The organism is Pseudomonas sp. R62 (genome assembly GCF_000257605.1).
GTDB classification, from domain to species: Bacteria; Pseudomonadota; Gammaproteobacteria; order Pseudomonadales; family Pseudomonadaceae; genus Aquipseudomonas; species Aquipseudomonas atacamensis.
Genome location: NZ_JH635998.1, coordinates 554,379 through 567,843, shown reverse-complemented (window position 1 = coordinate 567,843; position 13,465 = coordinate 554,379). Strand labels below are relative to the sequence as shown.

The 13,465-nt window shown below is 61.5% G+C and carries 17 protein-coding genes; 10 read left to right on the top strand and 7 right to left on the bottom strand.

Features of this window, described 5'->3' with window-relative positions; all coding sequences use genetic code 11:
* Positions 1–18: 18 nt before the first annotated feature.
* The 3 genes from OQK_RS04040 (at position 19) to OQK_RS04030 (ending at position 2,054) form a co-directional block, all read left to right on the top strand.
* Positions 19–312, top strand: coding sequence for a YcgL domain-containing protein (locus OQK_RS04040; protein ID WP_016771234.1), 294 nt, complete (start codon positions 19–21; stop codon positions 310–312).
* Between the two features lie 105 nt (positions 313–417).
* On the top strand, positions 418–1,350 hold the full coding sequence (locus tag OQK_RS04035; RefSeq protein ID WP_016771233.1) for a D-2-hydroxyacid dehydrogenase: 933 nt from the start codon (positions 418–420) through the stop codon (positions 1,348–1,350).
* 254 nt (positions 1,351–1,604) lie between these two features.
* Positions 1,605–2,054 (top strand): YcgN family cysteine cluster protein, encoded by a 450-nt coding sequence (locus tag OQK_RS04030; protein ID WP_016771232.1) that lies wholly within the window; start codon positions 1,605–1,607, stop codon positions 2,052–2,054.
* A gap of 120 nt (positions 2,055–2,174) precedes the next feature.
* On the opposite strand, the gene OQK_RS04025 is transcribed toward OQK_RS04030, so the two are convergent.
* From OQK_RS04025 to OQK_RS04010, 4 genes are all read right to left on the bottom strand, one after another.
* Complete coding sequence (locus OQK_RS04025) at positions 2,175–2,552, bottom strand: YgaP family membrane protein (protein ID WP_016771231.1); 378 nt, start codon at positions 2,550–2,552, stop codon at positions 2,175–2,177.
* Between the two features lie 81 nt (positions 2,553–2,633).
* A complete protein-coding gene (locus tag OQK_RS04020; RefSeq protein ID WP_016771230.1) occupies positions 2,634–3,104 on the bottom strand; it encodes an RNA methyltransferase in 471 nt (156 codons plus the stop codon).
* 182 nt (positions 3,105–3,286) lie between these two features.
* The gene (locus OQK_RS04015) at positions 3,287–3,658 is read right to left on the bottom strand and encodes a YajD family HNH nuclease (RefSeq protein WP_007944009.1); all 372 of its coding nucleotides are present in this window, start codon (positions 3,656–3,658) and stop codon (positions 3,287–3,289) included.
* A 49-nt stretch (positions 3,659–3,707) separates the two neighbouring features.
* On the bottom strand, positions 3,708–4,394 hold the full coding sequence (locus OQK_RS04010; RefSeq protein ID WP_016771229.1) for a spermidine synthase: 687 nt from the start codon (positions 4,392–4,394) through the stop codon (positions 3,708–3,710).
* An 80-nt stretch (positions 4,395–4,474) separates the two neighbouring features.
* Here OQK_RS04010 and OQK_RS04005 point away from each other — a divergent pair, with 80 nt between their 5' ends.
* Positions 4,475–4,759 carry a hypothetical protein gene (locus OQK_RS04005; RefSeq protein WP_016771228.1) on the top strand — a complete coding sequence of 95 codons (285 nt, stop codon included), beginning with the start codon at positions 4,475–4,477 and terminating at the stop codon, positions 4,757–4,759.
* On the opposite strand, the gene OQK_RS04000 is transcribed toward OQK_RS04005, so the two are convergent.
* Positions 4,756–5,229 (bottom strand): cyclic nucleotide-binding domain-containing protein, encoded by a 474-nt coding sequence (locus OQK_RS04000; RefSeq protein ID WP_016771227.1) that lies wholly within the window; start codon positions 5,227–5,229, stop codon positions 4,756–4,758. The genes OQK_RS04005 and OQK_RS04000 overlap by 4 nt on opposite strands.
* Before the next feature lie 236 nt (positions 5,230–5,465).
* On the bottom strand, positions 5,466–7,520 hold the full coding sequence (locus OQK_RS03995) for a S9 family peptidase (RefSeq protein ID WP_016771226.1): 2,055 nt from the start codon (positions 7,518–7,520) through the stop codon (positions 5,466–5,468).
* 234 nt (positions 7,521–7,754) lie between these two features.
* Between OQK_RS03995 and OQK_RS03990 the strand changes: the two genes are divergently transcribed.
* From OQK_RS03990 to OQK_RS03980, 3 genes are read left to right on the top strand one after another with little or no spacing between them, the layout of a single operon-like run.
* Complete coding sequence (locus OQK_RS03990; RefSeq protein ID WP_016771225.1) at positions 7,755–8,252, top strand: hypothetical protein; 498 nt, start codon at positions 7,755–7,757, stop codon at positions 8,250–8,252.
* A gap of 15 nt (positions 8,253–8,267) precedes the next feature.
* Complete coding sequence (locus OQK_RS03985; protein ID WP_016771224.1) at positions 8,268–9,044, top strand: class II glutamine amidotransferase; 777 nt, start codon at positions 8,268–8,270, stop codon at positions 9,042–9,044.
* A gap of 12 nt (positions 9,045–9,056) precedes the next feature.
* Positions 9,057–9,599, top strand: coding sequence for a DUF2937 family protein (locus tag OQK_RS03980; protein ID WP_016771223.1), 543 nt, complete (start codon positions 9,057–9,059; stop codon positions 9,597–9,599).
* A gap of 220 nt (positions 9,600–9,819) precedes the next feature.
* On the opposite strand, the gene OQK_RS03975 is transcribed toward OQK_RS03980, so the two are convergent.
* Entirely contained in the window at positions 9,820–10,734 is a 915-nt protein-coding gene (locus OQK_RS03975; protein WP_016771222.1) for a LysR family transcriptional regulator, read from the bottom strand.
* Positions 10,735–10,893: 159 nt separating this feature from the next.
* Here OQK_RS03975 and OQK_RS03970 point away from each other — a divergent pair, with 159 nt between their 5' ends.
* The 3 genes from OQK_RS03970 to OQK_RS03960 form a co-directional block, all read left to right on the top strand.
* The gene (locus tag OQK_RS03970; RefSeq protein ID WP_016771221.1) at positions 10,894–12,180 is read left to right on the top strand and encodes an MFS transporter; all 1,287 of its coding nucleotides are present in this window, start codon (positions 10,894–10,896) and stop codon (positions 12,178–12,180) included.
* A 62-nt stretch (positions 12,181–12,242) separates the two neighbouring features.
* A complete protein-coding gene (locus tag OQK_RS03965) occupies positions 12,243–12,995 on the top strand; it encodes a 5-oxoprolinase subunit PxpA (protein ID WP_016771220.1) in 753 nt (250 codons plus the stop codon).
* Positions 12,992–13,465 (top strand): carboxyltransferase domain-containing protein (locus OQK_RS03960; protein WP_038860532.1); only part of this gene is annotated, 474 nt, incomplete at its 3' end. The genes OQK_RS03965 and OQK_RS03960, both read left to right, overlap by 4 nt.

The window sequence follows — 13,465 nt, the reverse complement described above, 5'->3', positions numbered from 1 at the left end:
CACCGCCGGAGAACAGCCTTGAAACGTATTTGCTCCATCTACCAAAGCTCCAAGCGCAGCGGCATGTATCTCTACGTGCTCAAGAGCGATGCGCTCGAGCGCGTGCCGGATGCGCTGATGACGGCTTTCGGCAAAGCGAAGCATTCCTTCGATCTGGTGCTGTCGCCCGAGCGCAAGCTGGCCAGCGAAGACATCACCGTGGTTCTGGAAAACCTCGACAAGCAGGGCTATCACCTGCAGATGCCACCGGCCGAGGACGAGTACATCGAGCACCTGCCCGAAGAGTTGCTGCGACGCAACGACCCGGTCTGACCCGCGAGGCCCTGTCCTGGGCCTCGGTTAACCCTGGAACTGTTTTTACCGCGATGGCCGGCCCCAACCCGGCGGCTGTCTGCACGGTTTGCGAAAGGTTTGAAGATGCGCGTTCTGATTGCTGAACACGACCACGCGATATACGCCCGCCTGCTGCGTCAGGCACTGCCCGAGCTTGAAGTCCTGACCAGCGGCGACTCCGCCGAACTGGCGCGGCAGGCCGCCGATTGCCCGGTTTGGCTGGGCCAGCCGGATCTGCTCGCGACCCTGCTGCGCCAGGGCCATCAACCGCAATGGTTGCAATCGACCTGGGCCGGCATCACGCCGCTGCTCGCCGACGGCCTGCGCCGCGATTATCGCCTGACCCGCGCCGTGGGGATTTTCGGTCAGGTCATGGCCGAATACGTGCTGACCTACATCCTCGGCCACGAACGCGAAGTGCTGGCGCGGCTGGTCAGTCAGGTCGAGCGCAAGTGGGACAACCGCAGCGGCCAGAGTCTGGTCGGGCGCAAGGTGCTGATCGTCGGCACCGGTGACATCGGTCAGAGCGTTGCGCAGTTTCTCCTGCCGTTCGGCGTCGAGCTTTATGGCATCGCCAGCAGCGCCCGCGAACAGGCGCCGTTTGTCGAAGTCGGCGCGCTGGCGGATCTGCCGCGTCTGGTGGGCGAGGTGGACTACGTGGTCAATCTGCTGCCGAACACCGAACACACACACGATATCTACGACGCGGCGCTGTTCAAGCAATTCAAACCGACCGGACTGTTCATCAACGCTGGACGCGGTGTCGCGGTGGTCGATGCCGATCTGGTTGAAGCTTTGAAAGAAGGGCATCTGGCCGGCGCGGTGATCGACGTCTGCCGTCAGGAACCATTGCCGCAACGCCATCCGTTCTGGACCGCGTGGGGCTTGCTCCTGACCGGGCACAGCTCGGCACCGACTTCGCCGGCGCTGATGGTGGATTTGTTTGTGCAGAACCTGAAGGCGTATGAGGCGGGTGAGGCGTTGCGCGGCGAGGTGGATTTCACCCGCGGTTACTGACTCACCACCGATTTCGCTGTGGGAGCGAGCCCGCTCGCGAAGAGGGCGTGTCAGTCGACAACAGCGGGTCTGACACAGCGCTTTCGCGAGCAGGCTCGCTCCCACATTGGTTTCAAAGTGCAGCCACCAGTTTGCTCAGTGGGCGGCGCTGGCGCTGACAAGCGGATTTACCGACAGTCGCCAGCGCTTGGCCCCCGCGCCCGCTGGCACTAGACTGGCGGCCTTTTCACCACCTTGATGTTGATGCTTGAGCCATGGCCGCCATAGTTGAACCGTTCTGGAAACGCAAAACCCTCGATCAACTCGATCACGAGGAATGGGAATCGCTGTGCGACGGCTGCGGTCTTTGCTGCCTGCAAAAGCTCGAGGATGAAGAAGACAACAGCGTCTATTACACGCGCATCGCCTGCAAACTGCTGGATCTGAAAACCTGCCAGTGCAGCGATTATCCGAACCGGATCAAGTTTGTCCCGGACTGCATCCAGCTTACGCCTGGTCAGGCGGAAGAGTTCAAATGGCTGCCGCCGACCTGCGGTTATCGGCTGGTCAGCGAGGGCAAGGATCTGCCGTTATGGCATCACCTGGTGTGTGGCGACCGCGACGCGGTGCACCATGAGCGGATTTCCCAGTCCGGGCGCATGCTCGCCGAAGGCAGCGTGCCGGAGGATGACTGGGAAGATCATCTGATTTTTCGCGCGGGCTGATGAGGTGGTGGGTTGTTGAACCCGTAAAGATCAAAAGATCGCGGCCTTCGGCAGCTCAACAATGGAAAACGTGATTCCGTGTAGGAGCTGCCGGAGGCTGCGATCTTTTGCTTTAAAGCCTCAGACGCCGGCCTTCGGCGAGACCAGCGAATCATTGCCGGTAACGGTTGCCGTTTCGGTGGCCACTTCGGCATTGGTCTTCAGCTTGCTCAGCTCTTCCCCGGCGCGTTCGATCTTCGCCCGCACGTTGCTCATGTCCTGACGGCCTTTTTCCAGCAGGCTTTTCGCCGAGCAGTGCCCGGTAATGCCACGGGCCACGGCCATGCCGCCGAGCGCCACTTGAATCAGGCCGAACACGCCGCCACGGCGCAGGCCCTTGCCGACCATCAGCACGCCGCCGGTCAACGAGCCGACGCGCTCCCAGCCATGCACGTTCTTGTGCGAAGGCGACTGGAACGGGGTGGATTCGATGCGTTCTACGCGTTTGAGCTCGCTCATGGTCTATCTCCAGGCAGGGTGCGATTGATAGATAAGCTGACTGCCAGGGCGGTCAGCTTGTTCCATCGAATGTGCGACGCTTCAGCGGAATTTCGGCCCGGAGCGGGTGTTCAGGCCTTTGGCCATGCGGTCGTAGAGCACGACGTTGACCGTGGCGGCGAGGTTCATGCAGCCGGTGGTGGGGATGTACACGACGTCTTCGCACCAGTCGCGAATCGCTTTATCCAGCGAACCGTCCTCGGGGCCGAAGATGTACAGGGCGCGGTCGGGATGGGTGTATTCCGGCAGCGGCCGGGCGCCTTCGACCAGCTCCACGGCGACAGGCACGCAGTTGAGCGGGAGGATTTTTTTCAGGTCGTCGATGCCGATCAGCGGGATGTCGTAGTGCACGCGCTTGGTATCGGTGACGAAGTCGGCGGCGCGTTCATAACGCTTGCCGGTGTAGAACACCGACGCCACGCTGTAACAGCCTGCGGCGCGCATCACCGAACCGACGTTCTCCGGTGATTTGGGGTTATACAAACCAATGCAGCTGTACCGTTTGTCTGCCACGAGCGGGGTGCCTTCGGGAAAAAGAGCGCGATTATACGGGGATTGGGGGAGGGTGGGCAGATTCGAGACTTGTGGTGTCTGGTAGGCCGCTTTCGCGAGCAGGCTCGCTCCCACAGGGGAACGCGTTTCCACTGTGGGAGCGAGCCTGCTTGCGAAAGGGCCAGCTCAGGCGATGAAGATCTTCAGTCTTCTTTTTTCATCAAGCCAGCCAGGGCCGCAAACGGGTTATGCGTGGCCTTGGCGATCTTTGGTGTGCTCAGCGAGCCCTCGCCGAAATACTGCTGATCGGTGTAACGCGAGTGCTCGTTGTCGTGGCAATACAGGCACAACAGCTCCCAGTTCGAGCCGTCCTGCGGGTTGTTGTCGTGGTTGTGGTCGCGGTGGTGGACGGTCAGTTCGCTCAGGCGCTTGCCGGAAAACTCACGGGCGCAGCGGCCGCAGACGTGCGGGTACATCTTCAGGGCCTTGTCGCGGTAGCCCATTTCCTTGTCGCGCTGGTTGTCGGCGAGGATGCGGTCCAGCTTCGACGTGTTGGTGGGGGTGGACGAACTCATGGGTTCACCTTTGCAGAAAGACTGATGACGGTTATGCGCAGAGTTTAGCTCAGCCCTTGAGCTTCTCGGCAATCCAGATCGTGTGGCGGGTGCCCTTGTTGCCGTGGGCGAAGACCTGGACTTCCTCGGCCTTGAAGCCGGCCTTCTTCAATTTGTCGGAAAACTGCCGGTCGGCGCTGGCCGACCACACCGCGAGCACGCCTTTGGGGCGCAGGGCCTTGGCGCAGGCATTCAGACCAGCGGCGGAATACAGCCAGCTGTTGGCCTTCTGGGTCAGGCCTTCGGGGCCGTTGTCGACGTCGAGCATGATCGCGTCGAAACCGTTCGGCTCGCTTTGCAGCACGTTGGCCACATCTTCCATGCGGATCACCGTTCGCGGATCGAGCAATGGCCGACCGGATTTCTCCCCGAGCGGGCCGCGATTCCACTCGACCACGCCGGGCACCAGCTCAGCGACCACCACCTCGGCGGACTTGCCCAGATGCTTGAGTGCCGAGGCGAGGGTGAAACCCATGCCCAGGCCACCGATCAACACCCGCGAATTCGGCCGGCCGGCGACCTTGCGGCAGGGGATTTCTGCCAGTGCGTCCTCAGAACCGTGCATGCGCGTGTTCATCAACTGTCCGCCGTCGCCGCCCTGGATCTTGATGACGAAATCCTCGCCATACTCGAACAGGCACAGGGCACCGCCGTTTTCAGGGATCGGGGTGGTGTCGAGCAGAACGAAACGTTTCATGGAAATCTCTACAAGGGGGAAGGCAAGCAGGCGCGTTGGGAGTAGCCTGAGCACAGACTAAAGGCCAAACGGAGCCCTTGATGAAGCGCACCATTCTAACGGTCATTACCCTGGCCGCGCTCGCGATTACTGCAGTGCAGGCCCAGCAGAGCGTTCCGGTCAGCCCGACGCCGCAGCCCGGCTCGCCCGGCACCGCGACGCCGACGCCGTATCCGCAGATCACCCCGATCACCCTGCCCAAGTCGGGCGCCGGCAGTGGCAGCCCGCCGCTGGTGCCGATCGAAATGCCCAGCCCGCCGAGCAAGGATCAACCGGTGCCGGGCATCGAGCCGAACGGCAACAAGGTCAAGTCCCCCGGCGGTTAAACCTGTTGCGCGGCGAGTTGGCCGTCGGCCATGCGCAGGCGTTTGGACAGCGAGACGGCGAGGGCGCGGATGATCTTCGCGGCGATTTTCGGTGCGTCGTTGAGCATTTTTTCCAGCGAATCCTTGCCCAGATTGAGCAACTGACAGTTGCTCGCCGCGATGCAGGTAGCCGAGCGGCGCTCGCCATCGAGCACGGCCATTTCACCGAAGGCGCGACCGCTGCGCAGGGTGGCCATGGTGATCACCTGGCCGTCGGCGCCGGTTTTCTGCACGGCGACCTGGCCGGTGTGGATGATGCACATGAAACTGCCGGCATCACCCTCGCGAAAAATCGCCTCGCCCTCAGCCACGGTGCTGATGCTGAAGTAACCGGAAGCGGCCGCAAAGTCGGCCAGTTGCAATTGATCGAACAGGCCACAGTCCATCAGCCAGTCGCGGATTTCGTTGTTCAGAAAGGTCGGTTCAGACATGTCGATGCGGTCTTTTTGTTATCACATTTCAAGGCTATACACGGATCCCGTAGGAATGGGCTTTTGTGGCGGGGGGATTTATCCCCGCTCGGCTGCGCAGCAGTCGCAAATCCTGCCAACTCGGTGCTTCAGGAATACTGAGTTTGCAGGGTTTGGGGCCGCTTCGCAGCCCAACGGGGATAAATCCCCTCGCCACAAGGGTCTGCAGTTAAGACCCAAGCCTCCCACAGAGTTCCTCAGGCAATTCCCAAAACCTTGAACACAAATGCATATTCGAGCGCTACGTCACGTAATCCCTGATAGCGCCCGCTCATGCCGCCATGCCCGGCACCCAATTCAGTCTTGAGCAGCAGCACATTGTCGTCGGTCTTGGTCGCGCGCAATTTCGCCACCCACTTGGCCGCCTCCCAATACTGCACACGGCTGTCGTTGTAACCGGCGATCACCAGCAGTGGCGGATAAGCCTGCGCGGTGACGTTTTCGTACGGCGCGTAAGCCTTGATCCGATCATAGACGTCCGGTTCTTCCGGGTTGCCCCATTCGTCGTATTCGGTAACGGTCAGCGGCAGCTCGGGGTCGAGCATGGTGTTGAGTACGTCGACGAACGGCACTTCGGCAATCGCTACGCCGAACAGATCCGGGCGCTGGTTGAGCACCGCGCCGATCAGCAGGCCACCGGCGCTGCCGCCGCTGATCGCCAGTTTCTCCGCCGTGGTGATGCCGTTGAGGATCAGAAACTCGGCGCAGGCGATGAAGTCGCTGAAGGTGTTGTGTTTGTGCTCCTGCTTGCCGGCGCGATACCAGGCTTCGCCCAGCTCACCGCCGCCGCGCACGTGGGCGATGGCGAAGGCCATGCCACGATCAAGCAGGCTCAGGCGTGCGTGGGAAAACCACGGGTCGAGGCTGGAACCGTAAGCGCCGTAACCATACAGATACAGCGGCACCGGTTTACCGACCATCTCGCGCTTCATCACCAGACTGATCGGCACCTGCGTGCCGTCCGGGGCGGTGGCCCATAGACGTTGGCTGACATAGGCGTCGGCATCAAATTGGCCGAGTACCGGGGTTTCCTTGAGCACCGTTTGTTCGCCGCTGGCAAGAATCAACTGGCGCACCTGGGCCGGGCGATTCAACGCTTCGTAGCGCAAGCGAATGCGATCGCTCTCGAATTCCAGGCTGTTTTGCACATGCAGACTGTAGGCCGCATCGGGCAACTGCACGCGATACGACGCCTGGTCCTGCGGGTGAACCTCAATGATCGGCAGGCCACCTTCGCGCAGGCTCAAGGTCATCGCCTCTGCGTTGAGGCTGACGCCGTCGAGCATCACTTCTTCGTTGTGCGGGATCAGGTTCTGCCAGTCGGCTTCGCTTGGCGGCACGCCAGTGTCCGGGGCCTGATACAGAGCGAAGTTGATGCCGTCGCGGTTGGTGCGGATAAACCAGGTCCAGACGCCATCGAGCAGGCCGTGGTCGACGTCGTATTCGTGATCTTCGACCCGTGGCGCCAGGCAGCTGAATGGCAGATGTGGCTGATTGGCGTCCAGCGCCCAGACTTCACTGGTGGTCTTGCTGCCCAGCGACAGCAGCAATTGCTGTTCGGAGCTGGCGCGGTAGCAATGCAGGAAGAACCGCCCGTCCGGCTCGTGGAAGACTTCTTCGGCGGCAGTGCCATCGAGGCGATAACGGAACAGTTTATGCGGGCGATGGGTGTCGTCGAGCACACCGAAAAACAGGGTCAGGCTGTCGTTGGCCCAGGTCATGCTGCCGTCGCAATCCTCGAATTCCAGTTCGCTGACCCTGTCGTTAGACAGCTCCTTGACGAACAGCGTGTAGACCTCGTCGCCCGAAGCATCGACGCTGTAGGCCAGGCGCTGGTGATCGGGGCTGATGCTGAACGCACCGAGCGAGAAGAAGCCGCCATCGGCCAGCGCATTCGGGTCGAGCAGCAATTGTTCGCGGCTTTCATCGAGGGTCAGGCTGTCGTCGGCAGGACGCGGGCAGCGGTAGTGCCGGGCGTATTCGTCACCGGCGGTGGTGCGCGTGTAATACAGATACGGGCCCCAAGGCGAGGGCAGGGACAGATCGGTCTCGAGAATCCGTCCCTTGATCTCATTGAACAGGCTTTCACGCAGTTCGGCCTGATCGGCGGTTTGCGCTTCCTGATAAGCGTTTTCAGCCTTGAGGTAGTCGAGCACCGCGTCGGTGTCGCGCTCCTGCAGCCAGGCATACGGGTCGGCGCCGGGCGCCCGCTGGGCAATCGGGGCAGTCATGACATTGGCGGATTCGGGCATGGGAGGCTCTCGGACAATATTCGGATAAAGGTTTCGCGTATTTTGAAACCGCCGCAGAGCCCTGTGGGAGCGAGCTTGCTCGCGAAGGCGTCCTGGCAGATGAATTTTGCTGCAATGACACACCGCATTCGCGAGCAAGCTCGCTCCCACAGGGATAACAGTGGCCGTCTGGTATTGGGACAAGCCGCATGGGCGAAAAGTCGTTACTATAAGCGCCTATTTGCCTGCCTTGCCATGGACACCATGACCGAGAACGACTATCTGATCGCCTGGGGCCTTTACGCCTTTGCCGCCGTGGGCTGCCTGCTGGTATGGATGCGCCTGACCACCTGGATGTGGCGCTGGCTGCGCGAGCCGCTGCGTGTGCTGATGGCGGTGTTGCTGTTCAGCCCGACCATCGTCGATCCGGTGAAAGCCAAAGTTGCACCGGCCATCGCCATCACCGCCCTGGACATGCTGTTCAAGGTCGGCAACAACGCCTGGCGCGCGGTTTCCGATCTGTTCATGTACGGCATGATCGCCTTCGGGGTGTATCTGGTTTTCGTCTTGATCCGCCTGCCGATCGAGCGCGCCTCGACAGCGCGGCGTGAACGCGCCGAGGCCGCCAAGGCTGCGGCCCGTGCCGAAGAGCGCGACGATGATCAACCGTTCGGCGGCGCCGGTGATGACCGCTACGGTCGCCCGCCAGTGCCGAACAATCCGCAGCGCATGCGGGTCGAGCCGCGTCTGTAACCCGAGAGTCCGCACATGTGTGAATTACTGGGCATGAGTGCCAACGTGCCGACTGACATCGTGTTCAGCTTCACCGGCCTGATGCAGCGCGGCGGTCGTACCGGCCCGCACCGCGACGGCTGGGGCATCGCTTTCTATGAAGGGCGCGGCTTGCGTCTGTTTCAGGATCCGGCAGCGAGCAGCGAGTCGGAAGTGGCCAACCTGGTGCAGCGCTATCCGATCAAGAGCGAAGTGGTCATCGGCCACATCCGCCAGGCCAATGTCGGCAAGGTCTGCCTGTCCAACACCCACCCGTTCGTCCGCGAATTGTGGGGGCGCAACTGGTGTTTCGCGCACAACGGCCAGCTCGCCGACTTCATTCCAATCAAAAGCTTCTACCGCCCGGTCGGCGATACCGACAGCGAAGCGGCATTCTGCGACCTGCTCAACCGTGTGCGTGCTGCGTTTCCGGAACCGGTCGATATCGAAGTGCTGCTGCCGGATCTGGTCGCCGCGTGCGCCGAATATCGCAACAAAGGCGTGTTCAATTGCCTGCTCAGCGACGGCGACTGGCTGTTCTGTTATTGCTCGACCAAACTCGCCCAGATCACCCGCCGCGCCCCGTTCGGCCCGGCGCGGCTCAAGGATGTCGATGTGATCGTCGACTTCCAGGCCGAAACCACGCCCAACGACGTGGTCACGGTGATTGCCACCGAGCCTCTGACCGAAAACGAAACCTGGACCCGCTACGAACCGGGCCAATGGAGCCTGTGGCGACGCGGCGAATGCGTCAGCCAGGGCAAGACCGAATAAGGATTTGCACCCATGTTGCTCAGTTATCTACGGCTGGTGTTGTTTGCGGCGGGCCTGTTGATCGGTGTCCAGGTGCCGGGGTTCATCAACGATTACGCCCAGCGGGTCGAAGCGCACCTGATCGAAGCGCAGACCGGCCTGCGTGGTTTCCAGGGCACGGCCGATCAGTTTTTCAAAGGCGACATGCAGGCGCTGGTCGCGCATTACCGGGCCAGCGAGGACCCGATTTTCCGCAGCGATGCCGACAGTCTGAACACTTTGCTCACTCGACAGGTGGCGCTGGATAAACAATTCCAGGCGATGCAAGGGCCGTGGTATGTGCGCTTCCTGCAAGTGGTGCTCGCCGCCGATCCGGATATTCGCAAGGAAACCTGGAACGGCTACAGCTACCAGATCCTGCTGACGCCAGAGGCGATGATCTGGGGCATGAGCGGCGCGTTGCTGCTGTCGTTCGGCATCGAATGCCTGTTCCGCCTGATCGACTGGGTCGTCCTCGGCGGCCGCCGCCTGCGCCAGAGCCGACCGATCGAAGATCGCGACGTGCGCGGTTTGTAAAACCTGCTCAATCCCTCTGGCAACAGAGGCTTTATGGCATGGGGGATTCTGTGGCGAGTGGGCTCTGTGGTGAATGAGTTCTGTGGTGAGTGGGTTCTGTGGCGAGGGGATTTATCCCCGTTGGGCTGCGCAGCAGCCCCAAAACCTGCACTGAAAGACCGCGTTGGCCGCAATCACTACTGCTGCGCAGCCGAGCGGGGATAAATCCCCTCGCCACTAATCATCCAGTAAGGGTGATGCAGTCCTTGCCCACCTTGTGCGCATATCCTGCCAGGACCTGCTGACACAACGTCACAATCTCCTCGACCCACTCAACCCCGACCCGCCACGACACCACCACCGGCAGATTCGCTGGTCGCTGCTCGATGTCGAGCAAGATCAATTCGCCGCGCGCCAGCTCTTCGGCCACCAGCACCGGCGGCAGCGCGCCGATACCAAAGCCGTCACGCAATAACCGGGTGATCGCCGACACCGAATTTACACAATTCAAGCGGGGCGCCAGCACGCCGTTGGCGTGCATCAGCGCGACGATATCCTGATGCGGCCGTGAGTTTTTCGAGTAGGTGATGATCCGCTCCTGCGCCAGTTCGGCGAGGTCGGCGTAGTCGCGGTTGTAGATCGAATTGCTCGCGACAATCCAGCCCAGCGGATGGCTGGCCAGCTCCAGGCTGCGCACGCTTTCGTGGCGGATCAGATCGGTTTGCAACACCAGATCGAGAAAGCCTTTTTGCAGCTGATCGCAGAGGTTCAGCGCCGTATCCGCGACCAATTCGATTTCCACCCGTGGGTACAGATCGGTCATCTGCGCCACCAGCGGGCTCAGCCATGTATGAATCACCGTGTCCATCACGCCGATCCGCACCCGGCCGACCTTGCTCGAACGGGTTTCGATCGATTGTTTCAGCGCCGCCATGGTGTCGAGCATCTGCTCGGCATAGTCGAGCACTTTCAGGCCTTCCGGGGTCAGGCTGACGCCGCGTGAGTCGCGCAGAAACAGCTTCACGCCCAGTTCGCCTTCGAGCACCGCAATGCGGCTGGAAATCGACGCCTGGGTGGTGAACAGCTTGTCGGCGGTCAGGCGAAAACTCTTCAGGCGCGCGACCCAGACAAAGGTCTCGAGAAACTTCAGATTCATGGACAAGGCTCGGCTGACAAATTTTTCTTATGCCTAAGGCGGGTTTTTATTCGTTGGACGGCGCAGGGCAGGGCGACGAAAAATCGGCGCATCCGGTTCCCACGATAGGCGTCGTCGGAGCTTCGAACAAGACCAATAAAAGCCCTGCGGAGATTTGCCATGAGTGCTCCCGACACCCTCCCGTTATCCAAGCCTGCGGCGCGCCCCGGGCCGTTCGACTGGTATCGCAACATCAACCAGCAGGAGCGCCGCACGTTCTGGAGCTGCAAGATCGGCTACGGTCTGGACGGCATGGACACGCAGATGCTCAGCTTCGTTGTGCCGACGCTGATCGCGATGTGGGGCATCACCACGGGCGAAGCGGGGCTGATTCACACCAGCACCCTCATTGCCTCGGCCATCGGCGGTTGGGTCGCCGGGATTCTCTCCGACCGCATCGGCCGCGTGCGCACCCTGCAACTGACAGTGCTGTGGTTCGCCTTCTTCACCTTCCTCTGCGGCTTCGCGCAAAACTACGAACAATTGCTGATCGCGCGCACCCTGATGGGCTTCGGTTTCGGCGGTGAATGGACCGCCGGCGCGGTGCTGATCGGTGAAGTGATCCGCGCCAAGGATCGCGGCAAAGCGGTGGGCATGGTGCAATCCGGCTGGGCGCTGGGCTGGGGCCTGACGGCGATTCTGTACGCGTTGCTGTTCTCGGTATTGCCAGCGGAAGACGCCTGGCGCGCGCTGTTCATCCTTGGCATCGTGCCGGCGATATTCGTGATTTTTGTCCGTCGCCTGGTAAAAGATCCTGAGATCTATCGCGAAGCCAAAGCCGCACAAACACCAGAGAACCCGGCGAAGTTCTACGAGATCTTTGCCCCTGGCATGCTCTTCACCACGTTTCGCGCTTCCTTGCTGACCACCGGTGCGCTGGGCGGTTACTACGCGATCACCTCCTGGCTGCCGACTTTCCTCAAGAACGAGCGCGGTCTGAGCGTGCTCGGCACCGGTGGTTATCTGGCGATGGTGATCGTCGGTTCCTACGTCGGCTATGTGATCAGCGCGTATCTGACCGACCTGCTAGGGCGGAAAAAGAATTTCATCTTGTTCGCGGTCGGCTCGTTCACCATCGTTCTGCTCTACACGCAGATGCCGGTCAGCAATGGCGTGATGCTCTGGCTGGGCTTTCCGCTGGGCTTCTTCGCCTCGGGGATTTTCAGCGGCATGGGCGCGTTTCTGACTGAATTGTTTCCTACGCGGATTCGCGGCTCGGGCCAGGGTTTCTGCTACAACATCGGCCGCGCACTGGCGGCGTTGTTCCCGCTGTTGATCGGCCTGCTCAGCCAGAAAGTGCCATTGAGCATGGGCATCGGCGCCTTCGCGGCGGTGTCATATGGCGTGGTGATTCTGGCGGCGCTGAGCCTGCCGGAAACCCGTGGCAAGCAACTCGACGCGCAGTAACTGATACCCTGCGCAGAAGTCTCCTACAGATAAAAAGACCAGCAGCTACAGGAGTGTTCACCGTGAGCCGCCTGCTATTGAATTGCGACATTGGCGAGAGCTTCGGCAGCTGGACCATGGGTCTGGATGCCGAGGTCATGCCCTTCATCGATTGCGCCAATGTTGCCTGTGGTTTCCATGCCGGCGACCCGAGCATCATGCGCAAAACCGTGGCGCTGGCCCTCGAACACGGCGTGCAGATTGGCGCGCACCCGGCCTATCAGGATCTGGTCGGATTCGGCCGACGCTCCATGGCGTATTCCGCGCAAGAGCTGCAGGACATCCTGCATTACCAGATCGGCGCCCTCGACGGCATCTGCAAGGCGCAGGGCGGGCGTGTGAGTTACGTCAAACCCCACGGCGCGATGTACAACGACATGATGGCCAACCCGGCGCAGTTGCGCGCGGTGGTGCAGGCCGTGGCCGCGTATGACCGCAGCCTGCCGCTGATGTTGATGGCGACCCGAGACAACGCTGCGGCGCAGCAAATTGGCGATGAATACGGCGTAACGCTGTGGTTTGAAGCGTTCGCCGACCGTGCCTATGACAGTGGCGGCCGGCTGGTCTCCCGGCAATTGCCCGGTGCCGTGCATCACGATGCCGAAAAAATCATCGAGCAAGCGTTGACCATCGCCCGTGGCGGCGAACTCAGCGCCAGCGATGGCAGCGCCTTGATCCTGCGCGCCAATACCTTGTGCGTCCACGGCGACAACGCCAGTTCCGTGGCCGCCGTGCGGCGCATTCGCCAGGCCTTGCAGCAGTCGAGTGCGTCATGAATCCACGGGTTGAAGTGGTGGCGCTGGATTGCCTGATGCTGCGTCTGTTCGATGAAATCGCCGAAGCCAACATGCCGTGGATGCTCGCCGCCAGCGAGCGCTTGCGCACGGCGTTTGGTGCACAACTGATCGATCTGGTGCCGTCCTATACGACGTTGATGGTGCATTACGATCTGACGCTGTTGAGTCCGGCGCAGGCGCGCGAATTGATCGCCGAAGCGCTGGTCGATCTGACGCCGAATGCGCGAAGCGGTGGGCAGCGCCACGTCTTGCCGGTCTGGTACGACTTGAGTGTCGGCCCGGAACTGAGCCTGCTGGCTGAACGCAGCGGTCTCGCGGTGGAGGAGGTGATTCGTCGCCACAGCGCACGGGAATATCAGGTGTTCGCGTTGGGCTTTGCGCCGGGTTTTGCCTTCATGGGCCTGGTCGAAGAAATGCTCGCCGCGCCACGCTTGAGCACACCGCGCAAG